General features: G+C 66.4%; 24 protein-coding genes and 1 tRNA gene. 22 read left to right on the top strand and 3 right to left on the bottom strand.

The features are described from left to right. Positions 1 to 14: 14 nt before the first annotated feature. On the bottom strand, positions 15 to 1,229 hold the full coding sequence (locus ABZ827_RS25560; RefSeq protein ID WP_357241511.1) for a hypothetical protein: 1,215 nt from the start codon (positions 1,227 to 1,229) through the stop codon (positions 15 to 17). Between the two features lie 9 nt (positions 1,230 to 1,238). Continuing rightward, positions 1,239 to 2,150: a hypothetical protein gene (locus ABZ827_RS25565; RefSeq protein ID WP_357241514.1), complete on the bottom strand. Its 912-nt coding sequence runs from the start codon at positions 2,148 to 2,150 to the stop codon at positions 1,239 to 1,241. A gap of 454 nt (positions 2,151 to 2,604) precedes the next feature. On the opposite strand from ABZ827_RS25565, the gene ABZ827_RS25570 reads away from it, so the two are divergent. The 13 genes from ABZ827_RS25570 (at position 2,605) to ABZ827_RS25630 (ending at position 14,933) form a co-directional block, all read left to right on the top strand. After that, positions 2,605 to 3,339, top strand: a complete 735-nt coding sequence (locus ABZ827_RS25570; protein ID WP_357241517.1) for a lytic murein transglycosylase — start codon at positions 2,605 to 2,607, stop codon at positions 3,337 to 3,339. Positions 3,340 to 3,522: 183 nt separating this feature from the next. Beyond that, positions 3,523 to 4,806: a phosphopyruvate hydratase gene (gene eno, locus ABZ827_RS25575; protein WP_357241520.1), complete on the top strand. Its 1,284-nt coding sequence runs from the start codon at positions 3,523 to 3,525 to the stop codon at positions 4,804 to 4,806. A 7-nt stretch (positions 4,807 to 4,813) separates the two neighbouring features. Next, a complete protein-coding gene (locus ABZ827_RS25580; RefSeq protein ID WP_357241523.1) occupies positions 4,814 to 5,398 on the top strand; it encodes a septum formation initiator family protein in 585 nt (194 codons plus the stop codon). After that, positions 5,395 to 5,916 (top strand): DUF501 domain-containing protein, encoded by a 522-nt coding sequence (locus ABZ827_RS25585; RefSeq protein WP_357241526.1) that lies wholly within the window; start codon positions 5,395 to 5,397, stop codon positions 5,914 to 5,916. The genes ABZ827_RS25580 and ABZ827_RS25585 overlap by 4 nt, the downstream gene beginning before the upstream one ends. Beyond that, entirely contained in the window at positions 5,913 to 6,860 is a 948-nt protein-coding gene (locus ABZ827_RS25590; protein ID WP_357241529.1) for a Ppx/GppA phosphatase family protein, read from the top strand. The genes ABZ827_RS25585 and ABZ827_RS25590 overlap by 4 nt, the downstream gene beginning before the upstream one ends. A gap of 91 nt (positions 6,861 to 6,951) precedes the next feature. Further along, the gene (locus ABZ827_RS25595; RefSeq protein ID WP_357241531.1) at positions 6,952 to 8,412 is read left to right on the top strand and encodes a peptide MFS transporter; all 1,461 of its coding nucleotides are present in this window, start codon (positions 6,952 to 6,954) and stop codon (positions 8,410 to 8,412) included. 37 nt (positions 8,413 to 8,449) lie between these two features. After that, positions 8,450 to 9,928 (top strand): amino acid permease, encoded by a 1,479-nt coding sequence (locus tag ABZ827_RS25600; protein WP_357241534.1) that lies wholly within the window; start codon positions 8,450 to 8,452, stop codon positions 9,926 to 9,928. Then, positions 9,928 to 10,488 (top strand): hypothetical protein, encoded by a 561-nt coding sequence (locus ABZ827_RS25605; RefSeq protein WP_357241537.1) that lies wholly within the window; start codon positions 9,928 to 9,930, stop codon positions 10,486 to 10,488. Before ABZ827_RS25600 ends, ABZ827_RS25605 begins: the two co-directional genes overlap by 1 nt. A 58-nt stretch (positions 10,489 to 10,546) precedes the next feature. Next, a tRNA-Leu gene (locus ABZ827_RS25610) sits at positions 10,547 to 10,620 on the top strand. 409 nt (positions 10,621 to 11,029) lie between these two features. Beyond that, the gene (locus ABZ827_RS25615; protein ID WP_357241540.1) at positions 11,030 to 12,271 is read left to right on the top strand and encodes an MFS transporter; all 1,242 of its coding nucleotides are present in this window, start codon (positions 11,030 to 11,032) and stop codon (positions 12,269 to 12,271) included. Between the two features lie 387 nt (positions 12,272 to 12,658). Next, positions 12,659 to 13,180: a gluconokinase gene (locus ABZ827_RS25620; RefSeq protein ID WP_357241543.1), complete on the top strand. Its 522-nt coding sequence runs from the start codon at positions 12,659 to 12,661 to the stop codon at positions 13,178 to 13,180. Beyond that, positions 13,177 to 13,950: a glucose 1-dehydrogenase gene (locus tag ABZ827_RS25625; RefSeq protein ID WP_357241546.1), complete on the top strand. Its 774-nt coding sequence runs from the start codon at positions 13,177 to 13,179 to the stop codon at positions 13,948 to 13,950. Before ABZ827_RS25620 ends, ABZ827_RS25625 begins: the two co-directional genes overlap by 4 nt. A 56-nt stretch (positions 13,951 to 14,006) precedes the next feature. Beyond that, the gene (locus tag ABZ827_RS25630; protein ID WP_357241548.1) at positions 14,007 to 14,933 is read left to right on the top strand and encodes a D-isomer specific 2-hydroxyacid dehydrogenase family protein; all 927 of its coding nucleotides are present in this window, start codon (positions 14,007 to 14,009) and stop codon (positions 14,931 to 14,933) included. A gap of 31 nt (positions 14,934 to 14,964) precedes the next feature. Here ABZ827_RS25630 and nac read toward each other — a convergent pair whose 3' ends face one another. Further along, complete coding sequence (gene nac / locus ABZ827_RS25635; RefSeq protein WP_357241787.1) at positions 14,965 to 15,873, bottom strand: nitrogen assimilation transcriptional regulator NAC; 909 nt, start codon at positions 15,871 to 15,873, stop codon at positions 14,965 to 14,967. Between the two features lie 273 nt (positions 15,874 to 16,146). Here nac and ABZ827_RS25640 point away from each other — a divergent pair, with 273 nt between their 5' ends. The 9 genes from ABZ827_RS25640 (at position 16,147) to ABZ827_RS25680 (ending at position 24,550) form a co-directional block, all read left to right on the top strand. Further along, positions 16,147 to 16,953: a 5-oxoprolinase subunit PxpA gene (locus ABZ827_RS25640; RefSeq protein WP_357241551.1), complete on the top strand. Its 807-nt coding sequence runs from the start codon at positions 16,147 to 16,149 to the stop codon at positions 16,951 to 16,953. Further along, positions 16,941 to 17,645 carry a carboxyltransferase domain-containing protein gene (locus tag ABZ827_RS25645; protein ID WP_357241554.1) on the top strand — a complete coding sequence of 235 codons (705 nt, stop codon included), beginning with the start codon at positions 16,941 to 16,943 and terminating at the stop codon, positions 17,643 to 17,645. The genes ABZ827_RS25640 and ABZ827_RS25645 overlap by 13 nt, the downstream gene beginning before the upstream one ends. Before the next feature lie 10 nt (positions 17,646 to 17,655). After that, on the top strand, positions 17,656 to 18,654 hold the full coding sequence (locus ABZ827_RS25650; RefSeq protein WP_357241557.1) for an allophanate hydrolase: 999 nt from the start codon (positions 17,656 to 17,658) through the stop codon (positions 18,652 to 18,654). Positions 18,655 to 18,693: 39 nt separating this feature from the next. Beyond that, positions 18,694 to 20,058 (top strand): MFS transporter, encoded by a 1,365-nt coding sequence (locus ABZ827_RS25655; protein ID WP_357241560.1) that lies wholly within the window; start codon positions 18,694 to 18,696, stop codon positions 20,056 to 20,058. A 24-nt stretch (positions 20,059 to 20,082) separates the two neighbouring features. Beyond that, a complete protein-coding gene (locus ABZ827_RS25660; RefSeq protein WP_357241563.1) occupies positions 20,083 to 20,838 on the top strand; it encodes an SDR family oxidoreductase in 756 nt (251 codons plus the stop codon). Then, complete coding sequence (locus ABZ827_RS25665; RefSeq protein WP_357241565.1) at positions 20,838 to 21,890, top strand: L-idonate 5-dehydrogenase; 1,053 nt, start codon at positions 20,838 to 20,840, stop codon at positions 21,888 to 21,890. The genes ABZ827_RS25660 and ABZ827_RS25665 overlap by 1 nt, the downstream gene beginning before the upstream one ends. Before the next feature lie 34 nt (positions 21,891 to 21,924). Further along, entirely contained in the window at positions 21,925 to 23,133 is a 1,209-nt protein-coding gene (locus tag ABZ827_RS25670) for an aspartate transaminase (protein ID WP_357241567.1), read from the top strand. A 26-nt stretch (positions 23,134 to 23,159) separates the two neighbouring features. After that, positions 23,160 to 23,831, top strand: coding sequence for a 4-carboxy-4-hydroxy-2-oxoadipate aldolase/oxaloacetate decarboxylase (locus tag ABZ827_RS25675; RefSeq protein ID WP_357241570.1), 672 nt, complete (start codon positions 23,160 to 23,162; stop codon positions 23,829 to 23,831). Positions 23,832 to 24,001: 170 nt separating this feature from the next. After that, positions 24,002 to 24,550: a DUF6069 family protein gene (locus ABZ827_RS25680; protein WP_357241573.1), complete on the top strand. Its 549-nt coding sequence runs from the start codon at positions 24,002 to 24,004 to the stop codon at positions 24,548 to 24,550. Positions 24,551 to 24,724: the final 174 nt, after the last annotated feature.

Genomic DNA, 24,724 nt, shown 5'->3' on the forward strand with positions numbered 1-24,724 from the left:
CCTCCTTTTCTGACTCATCGGCTGTTCGCCAGTAGCGTGTACTGGGCGGCAGCCCGCTGATAGAGCTCCGGGTCGGCAAGGGTGCTCATGCCGGAGCCGCCGATAACAGCGACGTAGCGGTCGTAAACGAGCACGCAGACGTGACTGTCGAACATCGTCGTCGTCGTATCGCGCATAACGCACTGGGCATCGGCGATGCCCGGCGGTTGCGCGATCTTCTCGTCGTACTTTCCGGGGCGGGAAAGTACGGTCTGCAAGGCGAATGCCTGGCTCAGGCTTCCCGTCCGGTAGACGATGGTTTCGTGGCGGGCCACCGAGTCCACGCCGAATCGGGAGTAATCCGGAAGGGCCTCCGCGTCGTACTCGAAATGTATATGGCCGGCCGCGGGATATACCCCGACGAGGCCTCCGTGAGCCGCGGGTGGTGGACTTTCGCTCTGCAATGTTTTCCGCATCAAGCCGCCCGGGTCGAGCGGTTGGTCGAGAATATCGTCCGGTGGCGTGGGGGTCAGGTCCGAAATAGCGGAGGATTGGAGGTCCAGGAACGCGGTCATAAGCGGTTCGAGTTGCGCTGACCGGTCGGGTGGTGTGGCAATAAGCCCGATCACTACGTAACTACCCATTGCGACGAATACCTGGGCGCGGTCACGGCTGCTCGTAATTGCTGCGTGTGCATCGTTGTGGCCGGTCAGCTGAACGGGGAGACGCCCAGGTGAGATGGTGTCCGCGGTCGCGCCGAATTGTTCGGCGGCCGCACGCGCATACTCCTCGTTTCCGAACCGCATCAGCCCGGTGATCATCTGCCGGCCTTCGCGTGGCCTGTTGTTGCCGCGCGCAGTGATCACGCCGCTGACCAAATAGTTCTTTTCCAGGATCGGACCGAACTCCGCCGGTAGCAGGGCCCCGGCGTTCCCGCCTGCCACCATGAGTTCGCTTTTATCCAAGTACTTGAAATCCGGGTCGACCTGATGTGGCGATACCAAATACTCGAACATCCGACGGGATTCCAGTGAGTAAACATCCCAGTGCGTGCTGATATTCAATTCGAACTTTTTCGGTTCGGTAGCAAGTAGGCCGACATCGAGTCCGTCCAGTGCGACCGGAGTCATCCCCGGCGTCGGAGCGCCCGTGACGGTGGCACCGCAGGCGGCGGTCAGAATCATCGACGCGGTAGCGATGAGAACAGGCAAAGCCCTGCCGGCGACCCAGGGCCGCGTCCGGATCGTCACTGTTTCGTCCTATCTACTCGCCAACAGGACGTACTGTGCGGACGTCTTCTGATGTAGATCCTGTATCTGGGAGCCCTCCACCTGTGCCACATATCGTCCGGTCTGCAACGCGCAAAAATTCGACTGGCTCGCGCCCGGCGGCATAGCTCTGGCAAAGCAGATCACTTTGCCTCCGATCCCTTCAGGTGATTCGATGACGCGACCTTCGGCGGGATTGTCGGCAGGTGGCCGGATGATCTCCCACAGCGCTTCCGCGCCGACCGCGGACTCACTTTCCATGACCACCGTCTCGGCCAGGGCTATACCGGTCACCCGGCCCGTGTCCAAGAATCGCAAGTCTTCGAATCCGCTCAGTGCGTGGAGGGCGCCGCGTCCGCGGAAGAATCCCGACGGTCCGGTGAGAGCGGTCAGCTCCTCGGATTTCGGATAGGCGAGGGCGAGTAGTCCGTCGGGATCCAGTTGTATATTTTCGAGCTGGTCCGCAGGGGTGGGTTCGAATTCATCCAACAATGGAATTTGCGCGTCCAGCAAAGCCTGGGTTGTCCGCACCATCGACGGTAGATCGCGTTTGTCGGAGAAGTCGGTGTACTTGGCAAAAACCACGTAGCGATCGTGGCTTGTCCAACTTCCGAGGGAGGAGACGCCGGGCCGCCAATGCGCCTTCGAATGCGAATATTCCGGAATTTCGACCGGGCGGTTTTCGGCGTTATAGGTGAAATCGTCGTGCTCGAGTCGGGTAGCGGCTGATCCTGCGGCTTCGGCATCCGGGAACATGAGCACGGCAATGCTCAACTCCCGGGTGTCGGGATATGCGCCTTCGGTCGCCCAGGTGTGCACCCAGCCTGTCACGAGGTCGCTTGCGACCTCGTCGAATGTGTCGTTGACGACGAGCCCCGACATATCCCTGCGGTCGAGCACCACCGCGTCGTTCCCGCCGACGCGGTGGATGAATGCGGGATCGAATTCGAACGGGATAACCGCATAGTCGCCCAGCCGGTGCCCTTCGCGGATACGGGCCGCTTTCCTGTCCCCGGCGGTTCCCCATTCCGTCGGTTCCGTGCGGTAGTTCCCCACATCCACTGCCGACAGGTCCGGTGGGACCCGGACTGCCTGCCCCGGAACTACGGAACTACACCCCGCACCTGTCGTCGTCGCCATCCCCGCCACCAGCACGGCGCATATTCCGCGCAGCACAACGTATCCCGTTCGGTGCATGGCGGCCCCCCTCACGATTGCGATCGAGCGGAATCGTACTGCAGGTTATGTGGGGTGAGAGCGGTAAGTTTCGGCAAACCGATGCTGATCCGGCCTATAGCCGGCCCGGCCGGGTGGGACACCGGACACAGTCCGGGCCGGTCACCAGCTGATCTGGATTATGGATGGTGTGCGTCTCCGCAGGTACGGCATTGCCGCCGCTTCGATCGTCGCGTTACTCCTCGCCGGGTGTGGGGCGGGGGAGGAGCTCGTGCCCATTCCCGACGGCATCCCGCCCGGGCCGGGGGCGCCGGTCCCGGTGATAGATCTCGACGCTCCCGGGCGGACCGCGGCCTTGCTGAACGGGTGGGCGGTGGATCGGGCCGATGTATTGGAGATACCGGTGGCGGCGCTGGAGGCGTACGGGTATGCGGCGGCGGTGCTGGGGAGGTCGCGGCCGGAATGTGGGATCGGGTGGACCACGCTCGCGGGGATCGGGAGTGTGGAGAGTGATCACGGGCGGCACCGAGGGGCCGAGGTGAGGGACGACGGGCTGGTGGAGCCGGGGATCATCGGGATCGCGCTGGACGGGTCGCCGGGGGTGGCGGAGATCCGGGATACCGATGGCGGGCAGCTCGACGGTGACCCGGTGTTCGATCGGGCGGTCGGGCCGATGCAGTTCATACCGCAGACCTGGCGTAAATGGGGGGTGGATGCCAATGGGGACGGTATTGCCGACCCGCACAGTATCGACGACGCGGCACTGACCGCCGGCGTTTATCTCTGTGCCAGCGGCGGAACACTGCAGACCGCCGAGGGCTGGAGCCGGGCGCTGTTCACCTACAACAGGTCGGAGAGCTATATGAAGGACGTTCGCGACCGGGCCGCCGCTTACAGCGTGGGCCGGCGGGTCTGAGGACGCCTGTCCGGCGAGGATCGACCGTCGTAATGCTCCGGCACGGAAGCATCGCCTATCGGTAGAGGTCGGGCGGGCTGCGGGGCGGCAGATGGACTGAGTGCGAGCGGGCCTATTAGGCTCGCAACCGCACGGCTCTTCCCTGATCATCACCGTGCCGACAGCCGAAGGAGTGTTGTTTTCGTGGCCATCATCGAACAGGTCGGAGCTCGCGAGATCCTGGATTCGCGTGGTAACCCCACCGTCGAAGTCGAGATCGCCCTCGACGACGGCACCCTGACCCGGGCCGCGGTGCCGTCGGGTGCGTCCACCGGTGAGCACGAGGCCGTGGAACTGCGGGACGGCGGGGAGCGCTATGGCGGCAAGGGGGTGCAGAAGGCCGTCGAGGGTGTGCTCGACGAGATCGCGCCGGCCGTGATCGGCCTGGACGCCGTCGAACAGCGGACCGTCGACCAGGCGCTGCTCGATCTGGACGGCACCCCGGACAAGTCCCGGCTCGGCGCGAACGCGCTGCTGGGTGTGTCGCTGGCGGTGGCGCGGGCGGCGGCGGAGTCGTCGGGGCTGGAACTGTTCCGTTATCTCGGTGGACCGAACGCGCATGTGCTGCCGGTGCCGATGATGAACATCCTCAACGGCGGCGCGCACGCCGACACCGGAGTGGATGTGCAGGAGTTCATGGTGGCGCCGATCGGCGCGCCGACCTTCAAGGAATCGCTGCGCTGGGGCGCGGAGGTCTATCACGCGCTCAAGGCGGTGCTGAAGGAGAAGGGTCTGGCCACCGGCCTGGGCGACGAGGGCGGGTTCGCTCCGGACGTCGCGGGCACCCGGGAGGCGCTGGATCTGATCAGCGTGGCGGTCGGTAAGACCGGGCTTAAATTGGGCCGGGATGTGGCGCTGGCGCTGGACGTCGCCGCTACCGAGTTCTACTCCAACGGCGCGTACCAGTTCGAGGGTTCGGCGCGGTCGGCCACCGAAATGGCCAAGTTCTACACCGAGTTGCGGGCCGCGTATCCGCTGGTTTCCATCGAGGATCCGCTGTCGGAGGACGACTGGGACGGCTGGGTCGGGCTCACCGACGAGATCGGTGACAAGGTGCAGCTGGTCGGCGACGATCTGTTCGTCACCAATCCCGAACGCCTCGAGGACGGTATCGCCAAGGGGGCCGCGAACGCGCTGCTGGTGAAGGTCAACCAGATCGGCACGCTCACCGAGACCCTGGACGCCGTCGAACTGGCACATCGCAACGGGTACAAGACGATGATGTCGCACCGGTCGGGGGAAACCGAGGACACCACCATCGCGGATCTGGCCGTCGCGGTCGGCAGCGGGCAGATCAAGACCGGTGCGCCGGCGCGTAGCGAGCGGGTGGCGAAGTACAACCAGCTGCTGCGGATCGAGGACGCGCTCGGCGATTCGGCCCGCTACGCGGGTGATGTGGCCTTCCCGCGGTTCACCTTCGAGGACTGAGCAGTAGATGGCGGAGCGGCGTGCGCGCGGGACCAGCCCGGCCGGGCGGGGCCGGATGTCGCGCGCGCCGTCCCGCCGGCCGGCCGCCGAAGTACACGGTGGCGCGGAACGGGTGCGGCGCAGTACCCGGCGCACCAAGAGTGGAACAACCGGCGCCCGGGATTGGTCCGAACGCACGATTCTCGGGCTTTCCGCCGGTAAGGCGATCATCCTGGCGATGGTGGTGTGCGCGCTGGCGATGACGCTGGCCGTCCCGATGCGCACCTTTTTCACGCAGCGCGCCGAAGCGGCCCAGCTGGCGGCCGAGCGGCGGGTTCTCGCCGACGATATCGCCCGGCTGAAAGACCGCCGCGCACAACAGCAGGACCCGGCCTATATCCGGTCCGAGGCCCGCGACAGGTTGCGTCTGGTCATGCCGGGCGAGACCCCCTACATCGTGCAGGTCCCGGGTATGGAAGTGCCGGCCATCCCGGACCCGCAGGCGCCGAAGGATGTACCCGATCCCTGGTACACCGATCTGTGGCGCAGTATTTCCGAACCACCACCCGCGGACCCCGAAGTACCCGCGCCGCAGCCGGAAGGACCGAGGTGAGCACACCCGACGACCGAGATCTACAGATCGTCGCCGAACAATTGGGCCGCGCCCCGCGCGGGGTACTCGCCATCGCCTACCGGACACCGGACGGTGTGCCCGCGGTGGTGAAGACCGCACCGAAACTTCCTGACGGAACCCCGTTTCCGACGCTGTACTACCTCACCGATCCACGGCTCACCGCCGAGGCCAGCCGGTTGGAGTCGGCGGGGGTTATGAAGGGGATGACCGAACGGCTGAGCCGGGACGCCGAATTGGCGGCCGGCTACCGGGCCGCCCACGAGAGCTATCTGGCCGAGCGGGACGAAATCGAATCCCTGGGTACCGATTTCACCGGCGGCGGTATGCCGGACCGGGTGAAATGCCTGCACGTGCTGATCGCGCACGCGCTGGCCAAGGGGCCCGGGATCAATCCACTGGGTGACGAAGCGGTGGCGCTGGCAGCCGATAACGGGTTGCGCGGGACCGCGATCCCGGCGGACTGGCCGCACTACGTGCCGACAGAAGAGGACCTATGAGCAACCGGGTTGCCGCCGTGGACTGCGGCACCAATTCGATACGTCTGCTGATCGCCGATATCGGCGCGGACGCAAAACTCACCGATGTACACCGGGAAATGCGGATCGTGCGCCTCGGTAAGGGAGTCGACGCGACCGGGCGGCTCGATCCGGCGGCGATCGAACGCACCCGAGTCGCGCTGGCCGACTATGTGACGCTGATGGCCGAGCACGAGGTGCGGCGGGTGCGGATGGTCGCGACCTCAGCGACCCGCGACGCGTCGAACCGCGAGGATTTCTTCGCGATGACCCGCGCCGAGCTCGGCCGGGTGGTGCCGGGCGCCGAAGCCGAGGTGATCACCGGTGACGAGGAGGCGCGGCTGTCGTTCGCGGGCGCGGTGGGGGAACTGCGCCCGGCGGACGGGCCGTTCGTGGTGGTCGATCTCGGCGGTGGTTCCACCGAACTCGTGGTCGGCGACGCCGACGGTGTGCGGGCGGCGTTCTCGGCCGATATCGGCTGTGTCCGGGTCACCGAACGGTGCCTGCACGGTAATCCGCCCGAGGCCGCCCAAGTGGTGGCGGCGCGCGAATTCGCGACCGAACGGCTGCGCGAAGCGTTCACCCATGTGCCGGTCGACGGCGCGCACACCTGGGTCGGGGTGGCGGGCACGATGACCACGCTCGCCGCGGTCGCGCTGGATCTGCCCGAATACGATTCGGCGAAAATACATCTGGCGCGGATCGGGCTGCCGGAGCTGAACGCGGTCTGTGACCGGCTGATCGGGATGGATCACGACGAGCGGGCCGCTCTCGGCCCCATGCATCCCGGCCGGGTCGACGTTATCGGCGGCGGCGCGGTGATCACCGAGGTACTGGCGGCGGAACTGGCCGAACGGGCCGGTATCGGGGAACTGGTCGTCAGCGAACACGACATCCTGGACGGTATCGCCCAGTCGATCGCCTGAACCGCGTGCGCCGACCGGCGCATATGAACGTGCTGTATCGGTTCGGTGCGGTATGCCACGCACCGGGGCCCGTTCGTGGCACAGTCGGAGAATGTCGGAAGCACCATCGACGGCGGTCGGCGGCCGGACTTTCTTCGGGCACCCGATCGGGCTGGTCAACCTGTTCGGTGTGGAGTTGTGGGAGCGGTTCTCGTTCTACGGGATGCTCACGATTCTCGGTTACTACCTGTACTACTCCACGACCGAGGGTGGGCTGGGGCTCGACCAGGACGCCGCGGTCGGTCTGGTCGGCGCCTACGGCGGTCTCGTCTATCTGTGCACGGTTCTCGGCGGATGGGTATCCGACCGGCTGATCGGGATGGAACGCACCGTCTTCTACGGCGGGGTCGTGGTGATGGCCGGGCATATCGCGCTCGCGCTGATCCCCGGCCTGACGGGGGTGGGCATCGGTCTGGTGCTCGTCGCGCTGGGTAGTGGGGCGCTGAAATCGAACGCGTCCGCGTTGCTCGGCACCCTCTATCCGAAGGGCGACGCGCGCGTCGACGGCGGATTCACGCTGTTCTATCTGGGAATCAACCTGGGCGCTTTCGTCGGGCCGCTGCTCACCGGGTTGCTGCAGCGCGAGTGGGGATTCCACGCGGGCTTCGGGGCGGCTGCGGTGGGGATGGCGCTCGGACTGATCCAGTACGTGGTGTTCCGGCGCAACCTCGGCACCGCCGGGCGGGACGTACCCGACCCGCTGCCACGCCGGGCCGTGGGCCCGGCGCTGGGGGTGTTGTTCGCCGCGATCCTGGTGATCGTGCTCGTGCTGGTGACCGGGCTGGTGACCATCGACAACCTGCCCGATGTCACGACGGGGCTCATCGTCGTGGCGGCGCTCGGGTACTTCGCTGTTCTACTCACGCACCGGCGGGTCACCCAGCTCGAACGAAGCCGGGTGTGGGCTTTCGTTCCGCTGTTCCTCGCGAATGTCGTGTTCTGGTCGCTGTTCCAGCAGATTTTCACGGTCCTCGCGGTGTACTCCGACGAACGGATGGACTGGAATATTTTCGGCTGGACCGCGCCGTCGAGCTGGATCGGTTCGGTGGAACCGGTATGGATCATCACGCTCTCGCCGCTGTTCGCGCTGCTGTGGACGAAACTGGGCGACCGGGCGCCCACCACGCCACGTAAGTTCGCCTTGGGCGTGGTGGGGATGGGGGTGGCCTTCCTGCTGTTCGTGCCGATGGCGGGAACCGAGGGTAAGGCGGTGCCGGCCTTGGTGGTGCTGTTCATCATGGCGGTGTTCGCGGTCTCGGAGCTGCTGATCTCCCCGATCGGGCTGGCCGTCTCGACTCAACTGGCGCCCGAACACTTCCGGGCTCAGATGATGGCGCTCTATTTCCTGTCGGTGGCCTTGGGCACCACCTTGTCAGGGGTGCTGGCCCGGTTCTACTCGCCGGACGACGAATTCGCCTACTTCGGGATCACCGGTCTGGTGGCGATCGCGGCCGGGGCCGTGATTGCCGCGCTGTCGTCGTGGATAACCCGATATATGTCGGGAGTGCACTAGCGTTCCCGGTACGCGCCAGAAAGACGAGGAGGCCGCCGTGACGACCCCGACCAGCCGCAATTCTCTGTTCCGCACCAAATCGGTGGAGCAGTCGATCCGCGACACCGACGAACCCGGCGCGAAACTCCGCAAGGAACTCACCGCCTGGGATCTCGCGATCTTCGGTGTCGCCGTCGTGATCGGCGCCGGTATCTTCACCCTCACCGCCCGGACGGCGGGTAACGTCGCCGGCCCCTCGGTCTCGCTGTCGTTCGTCTTCGCCGCCATCGCCTGCGCGCTGACCGCGCTCTGCTACGCGGAATTCGCCTCCACCGTGCCGGTGGCCGGTAGCGCCTACACGTTCTCCTACGCCACCTTCGGGGAGCTCGCCGCCTGGATCATCGGCTGGGACCTGCTGCTCGAGTTCGCGCTCGCCGCGGCCGTGGTGTCCAAGGGCTGGTCGCAGTATCTCGGTCAGGTATTCGATCAGGGTGCCGCGGTGGTGGAGTTCGGCGGAATCACCTTCGACTGGGGCGCGGTCCTGCTGATCGCCGTACTCACCACTCTGCTGGCGCTGGGGACGAAATTGTCCTCGAGGGTTTCGGCCGTGGCCGTGGCGATCAAGGTCGGCGTGATCCTGCTGGTGATCATTGTCGGGCTCACCTTCTTCGACGCCTCCAACCTGACGCCGTTCATTCCCGAAACAGTGCCGCAGGAGGAAGCGCACGGGCTGACACAGTCGCTGTTCTCCCTGGTGACCGGCGGCGGTAACAGCAGCTTCGGCTGGTACGGCCTGCTCGCCGCGGCCAGCCTCGTCTTCTTCGCGTTCATCGGGTTCGATGTGGTCGCGACCGCGGCCGAGGAGACCAAGAACCCGCAGCGCGATCTGCCGCGGGGCATTCTCGGATCGCTGATCGTGGTGACCATCCTGTACGTCGCGGTATCGATTGTGCTCACCGGTATGGTGCCCTACACCGAACTCTCCGGCGACGACGCCACCCTGGCGACCGCCTTCGCGCTCAACGGTGCCGACTGGGCGAAGAACATCATCTCCATCGGCGCCCTGGCCGGCCTGACGACAGTGGTCATGGTGATGCTGCTCGGCCAGACCCGCGTGCTGTTCGCCATGTCCCGCGACGGCCTGACTCCGCGCTGGCTGGCCAAAACCGGCAGCCGTGGTACTCCGGTGCGGATCACCGTGATCGTCGGTGTGGTGTGCGCGCTGCTGGCCGGTTTCGTGGAGTTCGGGACGCTCGAGGAAATGGTGAACATCGGCACCCTGTTCGCCTTCCTGCTGGTCTCCATCGGCGTGGTGGTCCTGCGCCGCACCCGCCCCGATCTGCCGCGCGGGTTCCGGGTTCCGCTCGTGCCCTATGTGCCGATTCTGGCGGTCGTGGCCTGCCTGTGGCTGATGATCAATCTTTCCGTAGAGACCTGGCTGCGTTTCGTAGTCTGGATGCTGCTCGGTTTGGTGATGTACTTCGCATACGGCCGACGGCATGCGCTGCTCGGCAGGTCCGCTTCCGAACAGGAGTGATGGCGATGCGTCTACCGTGGCGGTGGTTCCGGCGCCGGGAAGAACCGTTGGCGCGCCAACCGCGAACGGCCGATGCTTCCGGCACGGAACAGATCGTGGACTGGATCGACGCGGTCACCACCGGGCTGGCAACGGCCCCACCCGGGCCGCCCGAAGCGGCACCGGCCCGGGTGTGCGACGGAATGTTCACGGCGGCGACGATCGTCGCGGTCCTCATCGACAAGATCGCCGACCGCACCGAGTACCGGGTCGCGAACAACCGGTGCATGGCCTCGGCGGTGGACTTCATGAAGGTCCTCGGCGAGGACACGCTGCGCCGCTACCGCATCGACGGTGTGCAGCCGGTGGGCTGGGAGAACCTGGGCCCGGAAATGGACGAGACGCTGATCGCCCGCCGGCTCGGCCAGCTGGGTGAGGCCCTGCAATTGGCCCTGCTGGCGGTGACCACGGACTACGACCTGGCCGACGAGGTCCGCGAGGCGGCGGAGGAATCAGGTCTGCTGGCCGCGGATGTGCTGGTGGAGGCATGCCAGGCGATTCAGACAGACACCACGATGTGACTCCCAGCCGCTGGGTATTCCGGTACGGGTGTACGAGTCGGTAGTGTGTCCTCCGCACGCCCCCATAGCCCAATTGGCAGAGGCAGCGGACTTAAAATCCGCCCAGTGTCGGTTCGAGTCCGACTGGGGGCACTGCTGAGGCGCAGGTAGGACACTATGTCCGAGGCCGGCCGGGGGTCCCGGGGGGCACTCGATCCGCAACGAATCCGCAGCTGAATTGCCTCGCCGATCGGGTCGGTGGGTCGCAACGGTCGCGACCCACCAGGGCGTGTCGGGCTCCGGTGTGTCGAGAGGGGTATCGCCGCCAGGTGCTCGAACATGTGCTGGACAGTGATCGACGCCGCCAGTGCGGGTGACCGCGGTGAAGACGATTTCCGGTCGGTGTTCTTGTGTCAGCGCCTCGAACTCCCAGGGAGAGGACGACTTCCGCAGCCCTCGAATCCGAGGCGCACAAGATGCTCGAGTTCGGCACCGATCGCGATCCTCGCTATAGGGTCCGAATGGGCGTCATCGCGGGGCGCGTAGTGCGGAGGGGGATCGGATGGCCGGCCTGCTGTCGGAGAACAACAACTATCGACTCTTTTATCTCGCAAGGCTTTCGTCGATAGCGGGGTCCCAGATCACTTACGTCGCTGTGCCGGTGTTGACGCTACGTATGTACGAAAGTGCGGTTGCCGCAGCTGTCGTTACGTCCAGCCAATACGTTGCGACTTTGCTGCTCGGTCCACTGGCGGGAGCCTGGTCGGACCGGCACGATCTCCGTCGGAGTCTGATCGTCGCGGATGCCGTCCGTTCGGTGTTGTTCGCTGTTGTCGCCGCACTCATCGGTCTGACGAATCACGTTCCGGTTGCCGTTTTCTGCCTCATAATTATGGCGAACTCGGCATTCGCGGCCCTGTTCGACAGCTCCTCCATGCCGTTCTTCGCGGCGCTTGTCCGGAAAGAAGATTATTCGAGGGCGGTTTCACAGTCGGACGCTCGCGATTATTCCATAGCGATGATCGGCCCGGTAATAGGTGCGGCGCTGTTCACGATAAATAATTGGCTCCCGTTCGCCCTCGATGCGGTGAGCTATCTTATTTCGCTGGTATTGATTCTTCGAATCGACACCGCCAAGACTCGCGGCGTGGAAAGGGCGCCGTCGGAGGGGTCCATCCTGACCTCGGCCAAGGATGGCGCGCGATTCGTCCTGACGCACAGAATACTTTCTCCGGCCGTTGTTCTGAACGCTGTTCAGAGTCTGGTGCTCTCGGCAGTTGTCTTCCTGTTGCTTGCGAAGGCGGCCGGCGGAGATTCTGTGCTGCCGGGTTTGTTGCTGAGTATGCAGGCACTGGGCGGATTGATCGGTTCGCTGCTGATAATGCGGCTGTTCGGAATCCTCGGCGGATTCAAGCTCCTGATTCTCCAGAACTTCGTATGGGCCTCGACTCTGCTGTTGGGGGCGATCCTTATGCACTTCTTCGGAGTAGTGGCAGGTCTCTTCGTTCTCCTCCTTGTTTGGATACCGGTGCCCAGTGCCCGGTTTGCCTTCGGGAATTACGTCAACTTTTCGGTGACAGGCAGCATGCGGGGCCGCACGGCGGCCGTTTCGCAGGTTGTGGCCTCGATATTCGCGCTTGTCGGGCCTGTTCTCGGTGGACTCATCGCCGATGGCCGACATTATGTGGGCGGCTTACTCGGTCTGGGCGCGGTCACGTTACTTGCTGGAATCGTGAACTGGAATCGGCTCTGGCGGGTCAGCGATTCGGATGCCGAGATACCTGATGAGAGGGTCGCGAAATGATCGGATTCAGAACGAACCTTGCTGAAAATGCCACTGTCCGAAGGGGTTCAGAATGTCAGCGCGGACCAGGGGATCGTGATCGGAAACGGATGGTTGATCGAGATCGCGCCCGTCGGTGGGGGACCAGGCGCCGGCCAGAATGTAGCTGTCGCCGTCGAATGGTCGTCACAAGTGCGGAGGGTCCCGCCGGCTTCGGGCAGTGGTTCCTCGCCGACTGTGGCGCTCGGGAGGTCTGTGCGTGGCGGGCGGCGCGGTCGCTCCGGACCGGGCAGCCCTCGGATTTCGCTATGACGTCCTTTCGAACCGGTATCGCCTGGTCATTGCCTCGACGTGGCCGTTTCGGGCAAGGTCGAAGGGATATTGTCGGTACCGGCGGGCAGGAAGATCATGTGTAGCGAGCGGCGACCCCACATCGTGGTGATGGGTGTGGCGGGCTGCGGGAAGAGCACCATCGCGCGCCGGGTCGCCGCGCTGACCGGCGCGGAATTCCTGGACGCCGATGATCTGCATCCCGGGGCGAATATCGAGAAGATGACCGCCGGTATTCCGCTCACCGATGAGGACCGTGGGCCGTGGCTCGCCGCTGTCGCCGCGCGGCTGACAGCGCGAGATACCCGGTATGTCGTGGCTTGTTCCGCGCTGCGCAGGCAGCATCGTGAGGTGCTGCGGTCCGGCCCGGAGCCCGTGATATTCGCGCATCTCACCGGCCCGGCCGCCACCATCCGGGCGCGGATGGCGCGGCGTAGCGGACATTTCATGCTGCCCGGCATGCTCGACTCGCAGCTGGCGTTGCTGGAACCGCTCGAACCCGACGAAACGGGAATCGTGCTGGACATCGCGTCGCCGCCCGATGTGATCGCGCGCGCGGCGGCCGAATTCTCGAAGGAAAGCTGGAAGGTGACACCGTGAGCCCACATCGCAGTTTCGATATCGCCGGCAAGGTGGCGCTGGTCACCGGGTCGAGCCGGGGGATCGGCTACGCGCTGGCGACCGGGCTCGCCGAGGCCGGGGCCGTGGTGGTGCTCAACGGGCGTGATCCCGAGACGCTCGAGCGCAGCCGCGCCGAGATCGCCGACCGTACCGGTGCCGTCGTGCACGTGCGCGCCTTCGACGCGACGGACTCCGCGCAGGTGGCCGCGGCGGCCGCGGATATCGAGGCCGAGATCGGGGCCGTCGATATCGTGGTCAACAACACGGGGGTCCAGCATCGCAGCCCGCTGCTGGAATTCTCCGATGAGGATTTCCACCGAGTACTCGATACGAATCTGTTCAGCGCTTTCTGCGTGGGCCGGGAGTTCGCCCGGGCGATGGTCGAACGCGGGCGGGGCAAGATCGTCAATATCTGCTCGGTGCAGAGCGAGCTGGGGCGGGCCGGGATCGCGCCGTACGCGGCGAGCAAGGGTGGTCTGAAGATGCTCACCCGGGGGATGTGCGCCGATTGGGCGCCGCGGGGGCTACAGGTCAACGCGATCGCGCCCGGATACTTCGATACGGTGCTCACCGAGGCACTCGTCCAGGACCAGGACTTCAGTGCGTGGCTGGCCAAACGCACCCCGGCCGGCCGGTGGGGACGCACCGAGGAACTCGTAGGCGCGCTGCTGTTCCTCGCGTCCCCGGCGGCCGATTTCGTCAACGGCCAGATCCTGTACGTCGACGGCGGTCTGACCGCGGTGGTGTGACCGCGGCTCCACCTACGCCGACCCCGGAAGATCCACCTCGACCCCGAAAGCGAACCGTGCCGAACACCTCAGCTCCCCGCATCCATCTCGGCCCCGATCACGACACCGCCCTGGCCGGCGGAATCGAGCGGGCCGGCGGCGACCTCGTCCCGCTCGCCGAGGCCGAGGCGGTGGTGTGGGCGAAGGGGCCCGATACGTTCCCCGAACGGCTGCCGGACACTGTCCGCTGGGTGCAGTTGCCCGCCGCCGGGATCGAACCGTGGCTGGCCGCCGGCCGCATCGACGATCGGCGCACCTGGACCTCGGCGGCCGGCGCGTACGCCGGTAATGTCGCCGAGCACGCGATGCTGCTCTTGCTCGCGGGGATACGCGGACTCACCGAACAGGCCCGGGCGGTGTCGTGGCGCAAGCAGGAATTCGACCCCCGCGTCGGCACATTGCGGGGTGCGACGGTGGCGATCGTCGGCTGTGGCGGTATCGGTCGCGCGATGATCCCGCTGCTCACCGCATTCGGTGCCGATGTGCTGGCGGTGAATCGCTCGGGAACTCCGGTGCCCGGTGCGGCCGAAACTCTGGATGCCACCCGGACCGGCGAAATATGGTCGCGCGCGGATCATTTCGTTATCGCGGCGCCGGCGACCGCGGAGACCGCGCACCTCGTGGACGCGGCAACCCTGGCTCGGATGAAGCCGTCGGCGTGGATCGTCAATGTCGCCCGCGGGACGCTGATCGATACCGATGCGCTGGTGAATGCCCTGCGTGACAATACGATCGGCGGCGCCGCGCTCGACGTCACGGCGCCGGAACCGCTACCCGACGGTCACCCGCTGTGGACCCTGCCCAACGCGCTCATCACTCCGCATATCGCCAACCCGGCAACGGGTCTCCCCAGGGCGCTGGCGGATCATGTGGCAGCCAATATCGAACGTTTCGCCGCGGGACAGCCGTTGCTCGCGGTGATCGATACCGCGCGCGGTTACTGAACCGGCTGGGCGCGCACCGAATCTCCGGTTATTACGCCTGACCGCCGGAACTGCTCTTGATGTAGTCGGCGACCACCGCCCGCAGGATCTCGCGGACCGCCTCGGCCGGTTTGGACAGTGGCTGGTTGGCCGGGAAGCCCAGCGAGACCTGCACCGTGATCGTGGGTTCGATACGGCGCAGTTCGACGTTTCCGGCGGTCATGATGCGCCGGGCGACCGACAGCGGCAGCACGGTGGAACCCAGACCGTTGCGCACGGCCTGCGCCATCAGCGTCACCGATTCCACTTCGCCGACGATCAGAGCTTTTTCCAGGGCGCGGTCGTAGGCCTGTGTCACCACTTTCCGGATCGTGTGGGTAGGCCCCGGCAGTAGCAGCGGCAGCCCCACCAACCGGCTGATCGGCACCGCGTCACCCGTCTCACCGGGTAGTCCGGTGCCGGGCGGGGCGACGAACATCAGTTCCTCGGTGAGCAGCGGTTCGAAGGTCACGCCCCGGATGGGGCCGGTGTCGTAGAGCAGGGCCATATCCATCCGGCCGGTCATCATCGCCTCACTGAGGACGCCGCCGAAATTCTCGTTGATATGCAGGAGGATGCTCGGATACCGTTCGCGCACCGCCATGAGCAGCGGCAGGGCGATCGCGTTCACCGTGCTGTAGGGGGCGAGTCCCACCGAGACCCCGCCCGCCAGCTCCCGGCCGACCACACTCACCTCGGCCTGGGCGCTCTCGACCTGCCGCAGGATTATCTGCGCGTGCCGGTACAGCGCGCGTCCGGCTTCGGTGGGCTCTACGCCCTGTTTGTGCCGGATCAGCAGTTGCTGGCCGAAATGAGCTTCCAGCGCTGTCATCTGCTGGCTCAGCGCGGGTTGCGCGATATGCAGAATATCGGCCGCCCGTGTGATGCTGCCGGCGTCGACGATCCGCACGAACGAGAACAAACGTCGGGTATCCACCTCGGTTCACCTTCCCGGAAAGCGACGTTGTCGCACGTCGTGATTTCCACCTTGTTGCCCGGCGGGTACGCCGCCGTATCGATACTGTGCCGCCAGTCCGTGTCGCTTCGGATAGTCGCTGTTCAGAGGCCATAAAAGTTCGCTATCGCCTCACCGGAAACCGGTATTACCCGGCTCCGGGTGTTTCTGCGTAACGTCCGATGAATACCCGGAGTTCACCGGACCGGTACTCGTAGTTTCCTCATCCGCGGAGGCATCATGGCACCCACAATCGATCTTGTCGCCGATATCGGTGAGAGCTTCGGTGCGTGGACCATGGGCGATGACGACGCGCTGCTCGAGGTTCTCACCTCCGCCAATATTGCCTGTGGTTTCCACGCGGGCGATCCGCGGACCATGGATCGCACGGTCCGGCAGTGCGTCGCCCGTGGGATCGGGATCGGCGCCCATCCCAGCTTCCCCGATCTGGTCGGTTTCGGCCGCCGGGCGATGGACCTGTCGGCCGAGGAGGTGCGCACCGATGTGCTGTACCAGCTCGGTGCCCTGCATGCGTTCGCGGTCGCCCACGGCACCACGCTGTCGCATCTGGCGCCGCACGGCCGGCTGGGAAATCTGGTCGCCACCCGTCCGGACTACGCGGCCGCGGTCGTTGCCGCGGTGCGGGCCTTCGACCAGGACCTGATCGTGCTGGCGCAGGACGGCGAACTCGCCGACCACGCTCGTGAGCAGGGGCTCCGGGTCGGCATCGTCGGCATCGTGGATCGTGCCTACCGTGCCGACGGCACCCTGGTACCACGATCCGAACCCGGCGCGGTGATCCACGATACGGCGGTACTGGTCCGGCGCGCGGTGCGTGTGGTGACCGAGGGGTTCATCGACACCGTCGAGGGCACGGAGATCCCGATCGAGGCCGATACGCTGCTGCTGCACGGCGATAATGCCGACGCGGTGCGGCACGCGCAGGCGATCCGGGCCGCCCTCACCGAAGCCGGTGTGGAGATCGCGCCGCTGCACCGGGTGCTCGCGGCCCGGGACGGCCGGGGGAGTACCTCGTGCCGGGCGTGAACGGGCCCGGGTACGTCGTCACCGATTGCGGGGATTCCGCGGTCCGGATCGATGCCCGCGGTGCCGGCCGGGAGGAATGCTGGCGGGTCGCGCATACCGTCGCCGCCGCCCTCGACCCGTATCTCGAGCAGTACGCCATCACCGGGATAATCCCGGCATACGACACGCTTCTCATCGAATTCGATTGTGCGGTAACGGATCACCAGAACATCAGGGATCTGCTGGAGCGGCTGGATCTCGCTCCCGAGCCCGCGGCGGCACCGCGCCGGTTCGATATCCCGGTGGTCTACGGCGGCGACTACGGGCCCGACCTCGAACAGGTCGCCGACCACCTCGAGCTGTCCCCGGCGGAGGTGATCCGCCTGCACGGTTCCACCCCGCTGACGATGCGCTGTTACGGGTCGCCGGGTGGTGCGCCGATGCTGGACGGTCCCGCCTTTCCCGCGCCGGTTCCCCGGCGGGCCGTACCACGTCCGCACGTACCGGCAGGAGCCGTGGCGGTGGCCGGCCGCCAAGCCGTGGTCTCGGCGCGGCCCGCACCGGGCGGCTGGCCGGTGATCGGCCGCACCCCGCTGACACTGGTGGACCCGGCCGCCGACCCGATCTCGGAATTCCGGCCGGGCGATACATTCCGGTTCCACGCCATCGCCGCCGCGGAATGGTCCCGATACGCGGGGGCGAACCTTGGCTGAATGCATCACGGTGACCACTCCCGGGAACACGGCGATCCAGGATCTGGGCCGGCGCCGGGCCTCGCGGGTCGGGCAGCTGACCGGCGGCGCGCTCGACCAATACAGTGCCGAGGTCGCCAATACGCTCGTAGCCAGTGCGCCGGCCGCGCCGCTGCTGGAACTGCTCGCCGCGGATTTCGGGGCGGTCGCGAGCACTGATCTGCTCATCGCCGTCACCGGTGCGCCCGCGGAGGTCCGGGTCGGCGGTATCCGGTACCCGCAGTGGGAGCCGTTCGTCTGGCGGGCGGGTGCCGAACTGACCGTCCGGGGCATCCACGAAGGACTCCGGGTCTATATCGCCGTGCACGGGTCGATCGCGGCGGACCGGCTGCTCGGGAGTTGCGCGCCGGATTCGGTCCTGGGATTCGGGCGCCACCTCACGGCCGGTGCGAATATCGCCGTCGAGGTCGACGGGCCGGTGATCGATCATCCGCATTTCCGGCTACCGGTGCTGCGGTTCGGTGCCGCGGCGGCACCGTTTCCGGGCAGCTGGACCATCGATGTCACCGACGGACCAGACGCAGCGGACTTCGGCGATACCGTCGAGCGCCTGTACGAAACGGCGTTCGTGGTCGGGGTGGACAGTAACCACATCGGGTTGCGACTGGCACCGGCCGATTCGTCCGGAACCCTTCCACGCCGGATCACCAACGGCGAAGTGCTTTCCCGCGGGGTACCGATCGGGGCGGTCGAGGTCCCGGCCGGTGACCAACTTCTCATCCTGCACCGCGGCCGCGGGGTAACCGCCGGCTATCCGGTGCCGGCCGTGGTCACCGCGGTCGGTCTGTCCCGGCTCGGCCAGGTCAGGCCGGGTCAGCGCGTGCTGTTCCGGCATGTCACCATTGCCGACGCGGTACGTCGCTACCGGGCGCAGCAAACCGTGATCGATCGGCTGCGCACCCGGGTGGCGGCGGCTTACGCGGAGCTACGCATCCCCGTGCACACCACCCCACCAACTTCTGGCCCGTAGCCCGGCCCCGCAAAACCCGCACAGTCACCTGGAGTACGTATGACCGACACGATCTTGCCGACCGGCTCCGCCGGCCCCGTGTCCCGATCCGAGATATCCGAGCCCGCGAAGCCCGCTTCGCTGCGCCGCGTGGTGCTCGCGGGATGCGTGGGCATCTTCGTCGAGCTCTACGACAACGGCATCTTCGCCTTCATGGCGACCGCACTGGCGATCGTGTTCTTCGACGTCTCGAAGTCCAGTGACGCCCTGATGCTGGTCTTCGCCGGTTACGCGATCTCGTTCTTCGTCCGCCCGCTGGGCGCGGTGGTGTGCGGGATTCTCGGCGACAAGATAGGTCGCCAGCGAATGCTCGTCTTCGTCATCATGCTGATCAGCGTCGCGACCGCGGGTATCGGCATCCTGCCCACCTACGCGGCCATCGGGGTCGCGGCGCCCGCGCTGCTGATCGCCCTGCGGTTCGCGCAGGGTTTCTCCGTCGGCGGCGAGGCGGCCGGCGCGATGACCTTCCTGGCCGAGCACTCGCCCGAAGGCAAACGTGGACTGATCACCAGCTACGCCCAGATCGCCTCGTTCCTCGCGCTGCTCACCGGCACACTCGTCGCGTTCGCCATGTCCCCGTGGCTGACCAGCGAAGCCATCAACGGCGGCGGTTTCGGCAGCTGGGCCTGGCGTATCCCGTTCCTGATCGCGATCCCGATGGGCGTGATCGGCTGGTACATCCGCCGCGCGATCAGCGATACCCCCAACTTCGAGAACCTCAAGGAGTCCGGGGGCCTTTCCCGCAACCCGCTGAAGGAAGCGTTCGCCTCCCCGGAACACCGCCGGGCGATGCTGCTGGCCCTGTTCATCCCGCTCATGAACGGCTCCGGCTACTACGTCCTGTTCTCCTATATGCCGACCTTCCTCAAAGGCGACGAGATCGGCTTCTCCACCGGTACCGCGCTGGTGGTCACCGCCGCCAGCCTGATCGCGATCTCGGTGGCCATCCCGTTCATGGGCGCGCTGTCGGACAAACTCGGCCGCAAGAAAGTGATCGCCGGCTCCGCCCTGGCCATGGCGGTCGGCGCCATCCCCTGCTACGCCCTCATCGCGACCGGTAATTTCGCGCTCGCGGTGATCGGCGCCTGCATCATGGCCGTGATCTTCGCCGGGCACAGCGCGGTGATCCATATCCTTATCGTCGAACTGTTCCCGACCCGGGTCCGCTATTCGGCCTACGGCGTCGGCTACAACATCTCCTCGGCCGTTTTCGGTGGTACCGCACCACTGCTGATGACCTGGCTGATCCCGCAGTTCGGTATCTATGTCCCGGCCGTCTACGCCGTCGTCACGGCGCTCGGCACCTTCCTCGCCGTCAGCACCGTCACCGACCGCGCCCATCTGCCGTTGCGCGACACGCTCTGACGGCCCCGAGCAGAAAGTAACGTCATGCCAGTACAGGATTACCGAACCGCCCTCGTCACCGGAGCCAATACCGGTATGGGCGCCGCGGTCACCGAAATGCTCACCAAACGGGGGCTCACCGTCTACGGGGTCGCGCGCGACGCCGCCCGGCTGGACGAGGTGGCCGCCCGGACCGGGATGACCCCGCTCGCGGTCGACGTCAGCGATACCGCCGCGCTCACCGAAGCGGTCGCCGGACTGGAGATCGACGTACTGGTCAACAACGCGGGTGTCTCGGCCACGGGGAACATCCTCGATGCCACACCCGAGTCGGTCGACGCGATGGTCGATGTCAACCTGCGCGCTGTCCTGCACCTGTGCCGGCTGCTGGTGCCCGGGATGGTCGCCCGCGATCTCGGCCATATCGTGAATATCAGCTCGATCGCCGGGCACTACAACTTCTACGGTCACACCGGCTACCACGCCACGAAGGCCGCGGTGCACCAGCTGTCCCGGCAGCTGCGCAACGATGTGATCGGCAAACGTATCCGGGTCACCGAGATCTGCCCGGGACGGGTGGAAACCGAGATCTTCGGCCGTAACCTCGGCGGCACCCCCGAAGCGATGCGCGAAGCCTGGGATACCTATTACGAAGGCTTCGAATCGATCACCACCAAGGACATCGCCGACACCATCGAGTTCGCGATCGACGCGCCGCGGCATATGAACCTGGGCCTGATCGAGATCACCCCGACCTTCCAGGTGCCCGGCGGTCTCGAATTCGTGCGACGGAACGACTGATGCCGCCGACCGCTATCGAGCTTCCGGCCGACTCACCCGCGGTCGTGGCCCACGCCGCCGGTGACCTGCGCGTCGAGACCCGGCCCGTACCGCGTCCCGGCCCCGGCGACGCGGTGATCGAGATCGCCTACGGCGGTATCTGCGGGTCCGATCTGCACTACTGGACCCATGGCGCGGCCGGCGAATCCATCCTGCGGGCGCCGCTGCAACTCGGCCATGAGGTCGCCGGAACGGTGATCCGGCCGGCCGCGGACGGTTCGGGACCAGCCGCCGGGACCCGGGTCGCGGTACATCCCGCCACCCCCGGTGGCACCACTGCGCGCTATCCGAGCGACAGCCCCAACCTGTCACCCGGCTGCACCTACCTGGGCAGCGCGGCGCAGTTCCCGCATACCCAGGGCGCCTTCACCCGGTACGCGGTACTGCCCGGCCGTATGCTGCGCGCACTGCCCGAGGGCCTGTCGCTGCGGACGGCGGCAGTGGCCGAACCGGCCGCCGTGGCCTGGCATGCGGTAGCGCGGGCGGGCGAGGTGGCCGGGCGTACCGCGCTGGTCGTCGGTTGCGGGCCGATCGGCGCGCTGGTGGTGTCGGTGCTGCGCCGGGCCGGTGCCAGTGCCGTCACCGCGGTGGATCTGCACGACTACCCGCTGAGTATCGCCCGGGAGCTGGGTGCGACGGCGACCCTGAAAGCCGACGACGCGGACGGTATCGCCGCCGTCGACGCGGATATCGTCATCGAATGCTCCGGCACCCGGTTCGGTGTCGAATCGGCGGTGCGCGGCTGCACCCGGGGCGGCCGAGTGGTGCTGCTCGGGCTCCTGCCGTCCGGGCTGCAACCGGCACCGCTGTCGCTGGTCATCACGCGGGAACTCACTGTCCTCGGCTCGTTCCGGTTCAACGACGAAATCGACGCCGTACTCGTGGCCCTGGCCGACGGAAGTCTGGTCGTCGAACCGGTGATCAGCCACGAATTCGAGGTCTCCGACGCCCTAAAAGCCTTCGCCGTAGCCAAGGATTCGGCGGTCTCGGCCAAAGTGCTGCTCGCCTTCTGAACCCGCCCCACCACCGAAACCACCTGGAGGAACCATGTCCCCGATCGCCCTCGCGGATCGCGTCGAGCGTATGCGCGAATCCCCGAGCGTCGCCGCCGCGCAGCGGGTTCGCGAATTGCGTGCGGCGGGAAGGGAGATTCTCGATCTGACCATCGGTGAACCGGATTTCGACACCCCTGATCACGTGAAGTCCGCCGCCGTCGCGGCAATGGACGCGGGTCTGACGAAATACACTGCCGTGAACGGTATTCCGGTGCTCCGGGAAGCGATCCTGTCTCGGATGGCCGAACGTACCGGCCTGACTTTCACCGACAGTGAGATCACCATCGGTGGTGGTGCCAAACAGCTCATCTTCCTCGCGCTGATGGCGACGGTCGACGCCGGTGACGAGGTGATCGTTCCGGCTCCGTATTGGGTGTCCTACCCCGATATGGTCGTCGTGCACGGTGGCACGCCGGTGGTCGTCGACTGCGGCGAATCCGATCGTTTCCTGCTCACCCCCGAGAAACTGGAAGCGGCCATCACACCCGCCACGAAATGGGTGATCCTGAACAGCCCGGCCAATCCGACCGGCGCGGTGTACAGCGCGGCGGAACTGGCGGCGCTGGCCGAGGTACTGGCCCGCCATCCGCACGTGAACGTGCTGTGCGACGAAATCTACGACGAGATCGTTTTCGACGAGGCGCCGTGCCCGGCGTTGTTGTCGGTGGCGCCCGAGCTGCGCGATCGGCTCTACGTGGTGAACGGCGTGTCCAAGTCCTATGCGATGACCGGCTGGCGACTCGGTTACGGCATCGGGCATCCCCGGCTCGCCGCCGCGATCAACAAACTGCAATCGCAGAGTTCGTCGTGCCCTTCGTCGATCAGCCAGGCCGCCGCCGCGGTCGCGCTGAGTGGTGACCAGGAGTTCGTGGCGGAGTCCGTCGCGAGCTACCGCGCACGCCGCGGGATCGTATTCGACCTGCTTTCCGAGGTGGACGGTCTGACACCGGCGCTTCCGCAGGGCACCTTCTATATGTTCGTCGGCTGCGCCGGACTGCTCGGGAAGCGGACACCGGCCGGGGACATCCTGAAAACCGACCAGGACGTCGTCCTGTACCTGCTCGACCATGCCGCGGTCGCGACGATCGCCGGCTCCGCGTACGGGGCCCCGTCCTACCTGCGCATTTCGTTCGCCACCTCCGAAGAGGTCCTCCGCGCCGCCGCAGCCGGTATCGCGAAGGCCGTCGCCGCGCTGGCCTGACCGCATCAACCCATCACGGAGTCACCATGGTTCACGTCACCACAAAAATCGATCGCGCCGACAAGGCGCTGATCGACGAACTCGGCACGTTCTCGGCAGCCACCATCCACGAGGCGCAGGGCCGCAAGGGCGCGCTCGACTCGGGTATCAAACCCATCGACCGCGATATGTCGTTCTGCGGATCCGCGTTCACGGTGGTCTGCCATCCGCGCGACAACCTCATGCTCCAGGTCGCGATCAGCTACGCCCAGCCCGGGGATGTGCTGGTGGTCTCCTCCGGTGACCAGCCGGCCGGGCAGTTCGGCGATGTCCTCGCCAACGCCTGCGTCGCCCGCGGTATCACGGCACTTGTCACCGACGGCGGAATCCGTGACTCCCGGGAGATCCGTGAACTCGGTTTCCCGGTGTTCTCGAAGCATGTGTGTATGGAGGGCACGGTCAAGGAGACGCTCGGCCCGATCAACCAGCCGCTGGTGATCGGCGGTCAGCTCATCCGGCCCGGCGATGTGATCAAGGGCGACTGCGACGGGGTCGTGCTGGTGGCGCGTGACGAGGTCGCCGGTGCGATCGCCGCCTCCCGGGCCAGGGACGCCGCCGAGGCCGGTTATATCGAACGCTACAAGAACGGTGAGACGCCGATCCAGGTGTCGGGATTGGCGTCGATTCTCGAAGCCAAAGGTTTGACGGTGGACGAATAGAACTTTCGTCGCGGCGATTTTCGCCGCGATCGCGCGACGACCCGGATCAGTGGCGTTCACGGTGGTCGCGGCGCTATCGGGACCATTCCCGATTGTGCGGGCGTATTCTCCGGCGACATGCCTACCCGATTCGGGTGGGTAGGCAGGCCCATGCGGGGTACTTTCTGCCTATGACGGAACCGTCGTACAACTATGGACGGCAGGACCCCTACCAACAGGGGTACCAGCAACAACCGGGCTACCCGCAGCAGCCGGGGTATCCGGATCCGGGCTACCAGGAGCAGCCGGCCGAGCCGAGAATCAACCTCGGGCGGCTGTGGGCGGGCGGGCTCGGTACCGCCGTGGTGGTCGCCCTGGTGATCGTGGTGGCGATCATGCTGGTGCGCGGCATCCTGAACATCGCGGTTCTCGCACCCGAAGGCGCAGGCGCCTACGGCACGGTATCGACCACCTCGTACGCGATAGCCGGCGCCGCCGCCGCGATCGCGGCCACCGGGCTGCTGAACCTGCTCCTGGCGCTGATGCCCAACCCGCTCCAGTTCTTCTACTGGATCACGGGCCTGATCACGGCGCTGGCGGTGCTGCTGCCGTTCACGCTCGTGGCCGGGCTCGATGCCAAGATCGCCACGGCCGTGATCAACCTGATCGCCGGGTTGTGCATCATCACGCTGCTGGGGTCGATCGGCGCGGGCGCGATCGATCGCCGTTCGCAGTACTGAGACCGGGCGGCGCGCCGCCGGACGCTGCTCCGCGGGCGTGCCTCCGGTCCAGTGCGGACAACGGACCCGATCCGGTGGCGGGCCGCGCCTACTCCAGCCTGGGCCCGGTCTGCTCGGTGAATGTGGTGGCGGGTGATACCGGCGACAGACCGGTCCCGGAGGATTATCCGGCGG

Source organism: Nocardia sp. NPDC019395, from assembly GCF_040632335.1.
In the GTDB taxonomy this organism is placed as follows: Bacteria; Actinomycetota; Actinomycetes; order Mycobacteriales; family Mycobacteriaceae; genus Nocardia.

Excerpts from the sequence above, each read along its gene's own strand:
- ABZ827_RS25570 (WP_357241517.1), top strand. The coding sequence starts at position 2,605 with ATGGATGGTGTGCGTCTCCGCAGGTACGGCATTGCCGCCGCTTCGATC.
- ABZ827_RS25670 (WP_357241567.1), top strand. The coding sequence starts at position 21,925 with ATGTCCCCGATCGCCCTCGCGGATCGCGTCGAGCGTATGCGCGAATCC.
- ABZ827_RS25660 (WP_357241563.1), top strand. The coding sequence starts at position 20,083 with ATGCCAGTACAGGATTACCGAACCGCCCTCGTCACCGGAGCCAATACC.
- ABZ827_RS25605 (WP_357241537.1), top strand. The coding sequence starts at position 9,928 with ATGGCGATGCGTCTACCGTGGCGGTGGTTCCGGCGCCGGGAAGAACCG.
- ABZ827_RS25580 (WP_357241523.1), top strand. The coding sequence starts at position 4,814 with ATGGCGGAGCGGCGTGCGCGCGGGACCAGCCCGGCCGGGCGGGGCCGG.
- ABZ827_RS25620 (WP_357241543.1), top strand. The coding sequence starts at position 12,659 with ATGTGTAGCGAGCGGCGACCCCACATCGTGGTGATGGGTGTGGCGGGC.
- ABZ827_RS25675 (WP_357241570.1), top strand. The coding sequence starts at position 23,160 with ATGGTTCACGTCACCACAAAAATCGATCGCGCCGACAAGGCGCTGATC.
- ABZ827_RS25680 (WP_357241573.1), top strand. The coding sequence starts at position 24,002 with ATGACGGAACCGTCGTACAACTATGGACGGCAGGACCCCTACCAACAG.
- ABZ827_RS25590 (WP_357241529.1), top strand. The coding sequence starts at position 5,913 with ATGAGCAACCGGGTTGCCGCCGTGGACTGCGGCACCAATTCGATACGT.
- ABZ827_RS25615 (WP_357241540.1), top strand. The coding sequence starts at position 11,030 with ATGGCCGGCCTGCTGTCGGAGAACAACAACTATCGACTCTTTTATCTC.
- ABZ827_RS25640 (WP_357241551.1), top strand. The coding sequence starts at position 16,147 with ATGGCACCCACAATCGATCTTGTCGCCGATATCGGTGAGAGCTTCGGT.
- ABZ827_RS25655 (WP_357241560.1), top strand. The coding sequence starts at position 18,694 with ATGACCGACACGATCTTGCCGACCGGCTCCGCCGGCCCCGTGTCCCGA.
- ABZ827_RS25595 (WP_357241531.1), top strand. The coding sequence starts at position 6,952 with ATGTCGGAAGCACCATCGACGGCGGTCGGCGGCCGGACTTTCTTCGGG.
- ABZ827_RS25665 (WP_357241565.1), top strand. The coding sequence starts at position 20,838 with ATGCCGCCGACCGCTATCGAGCTTCCGGCCGACTCACCCGCGGTCGTG.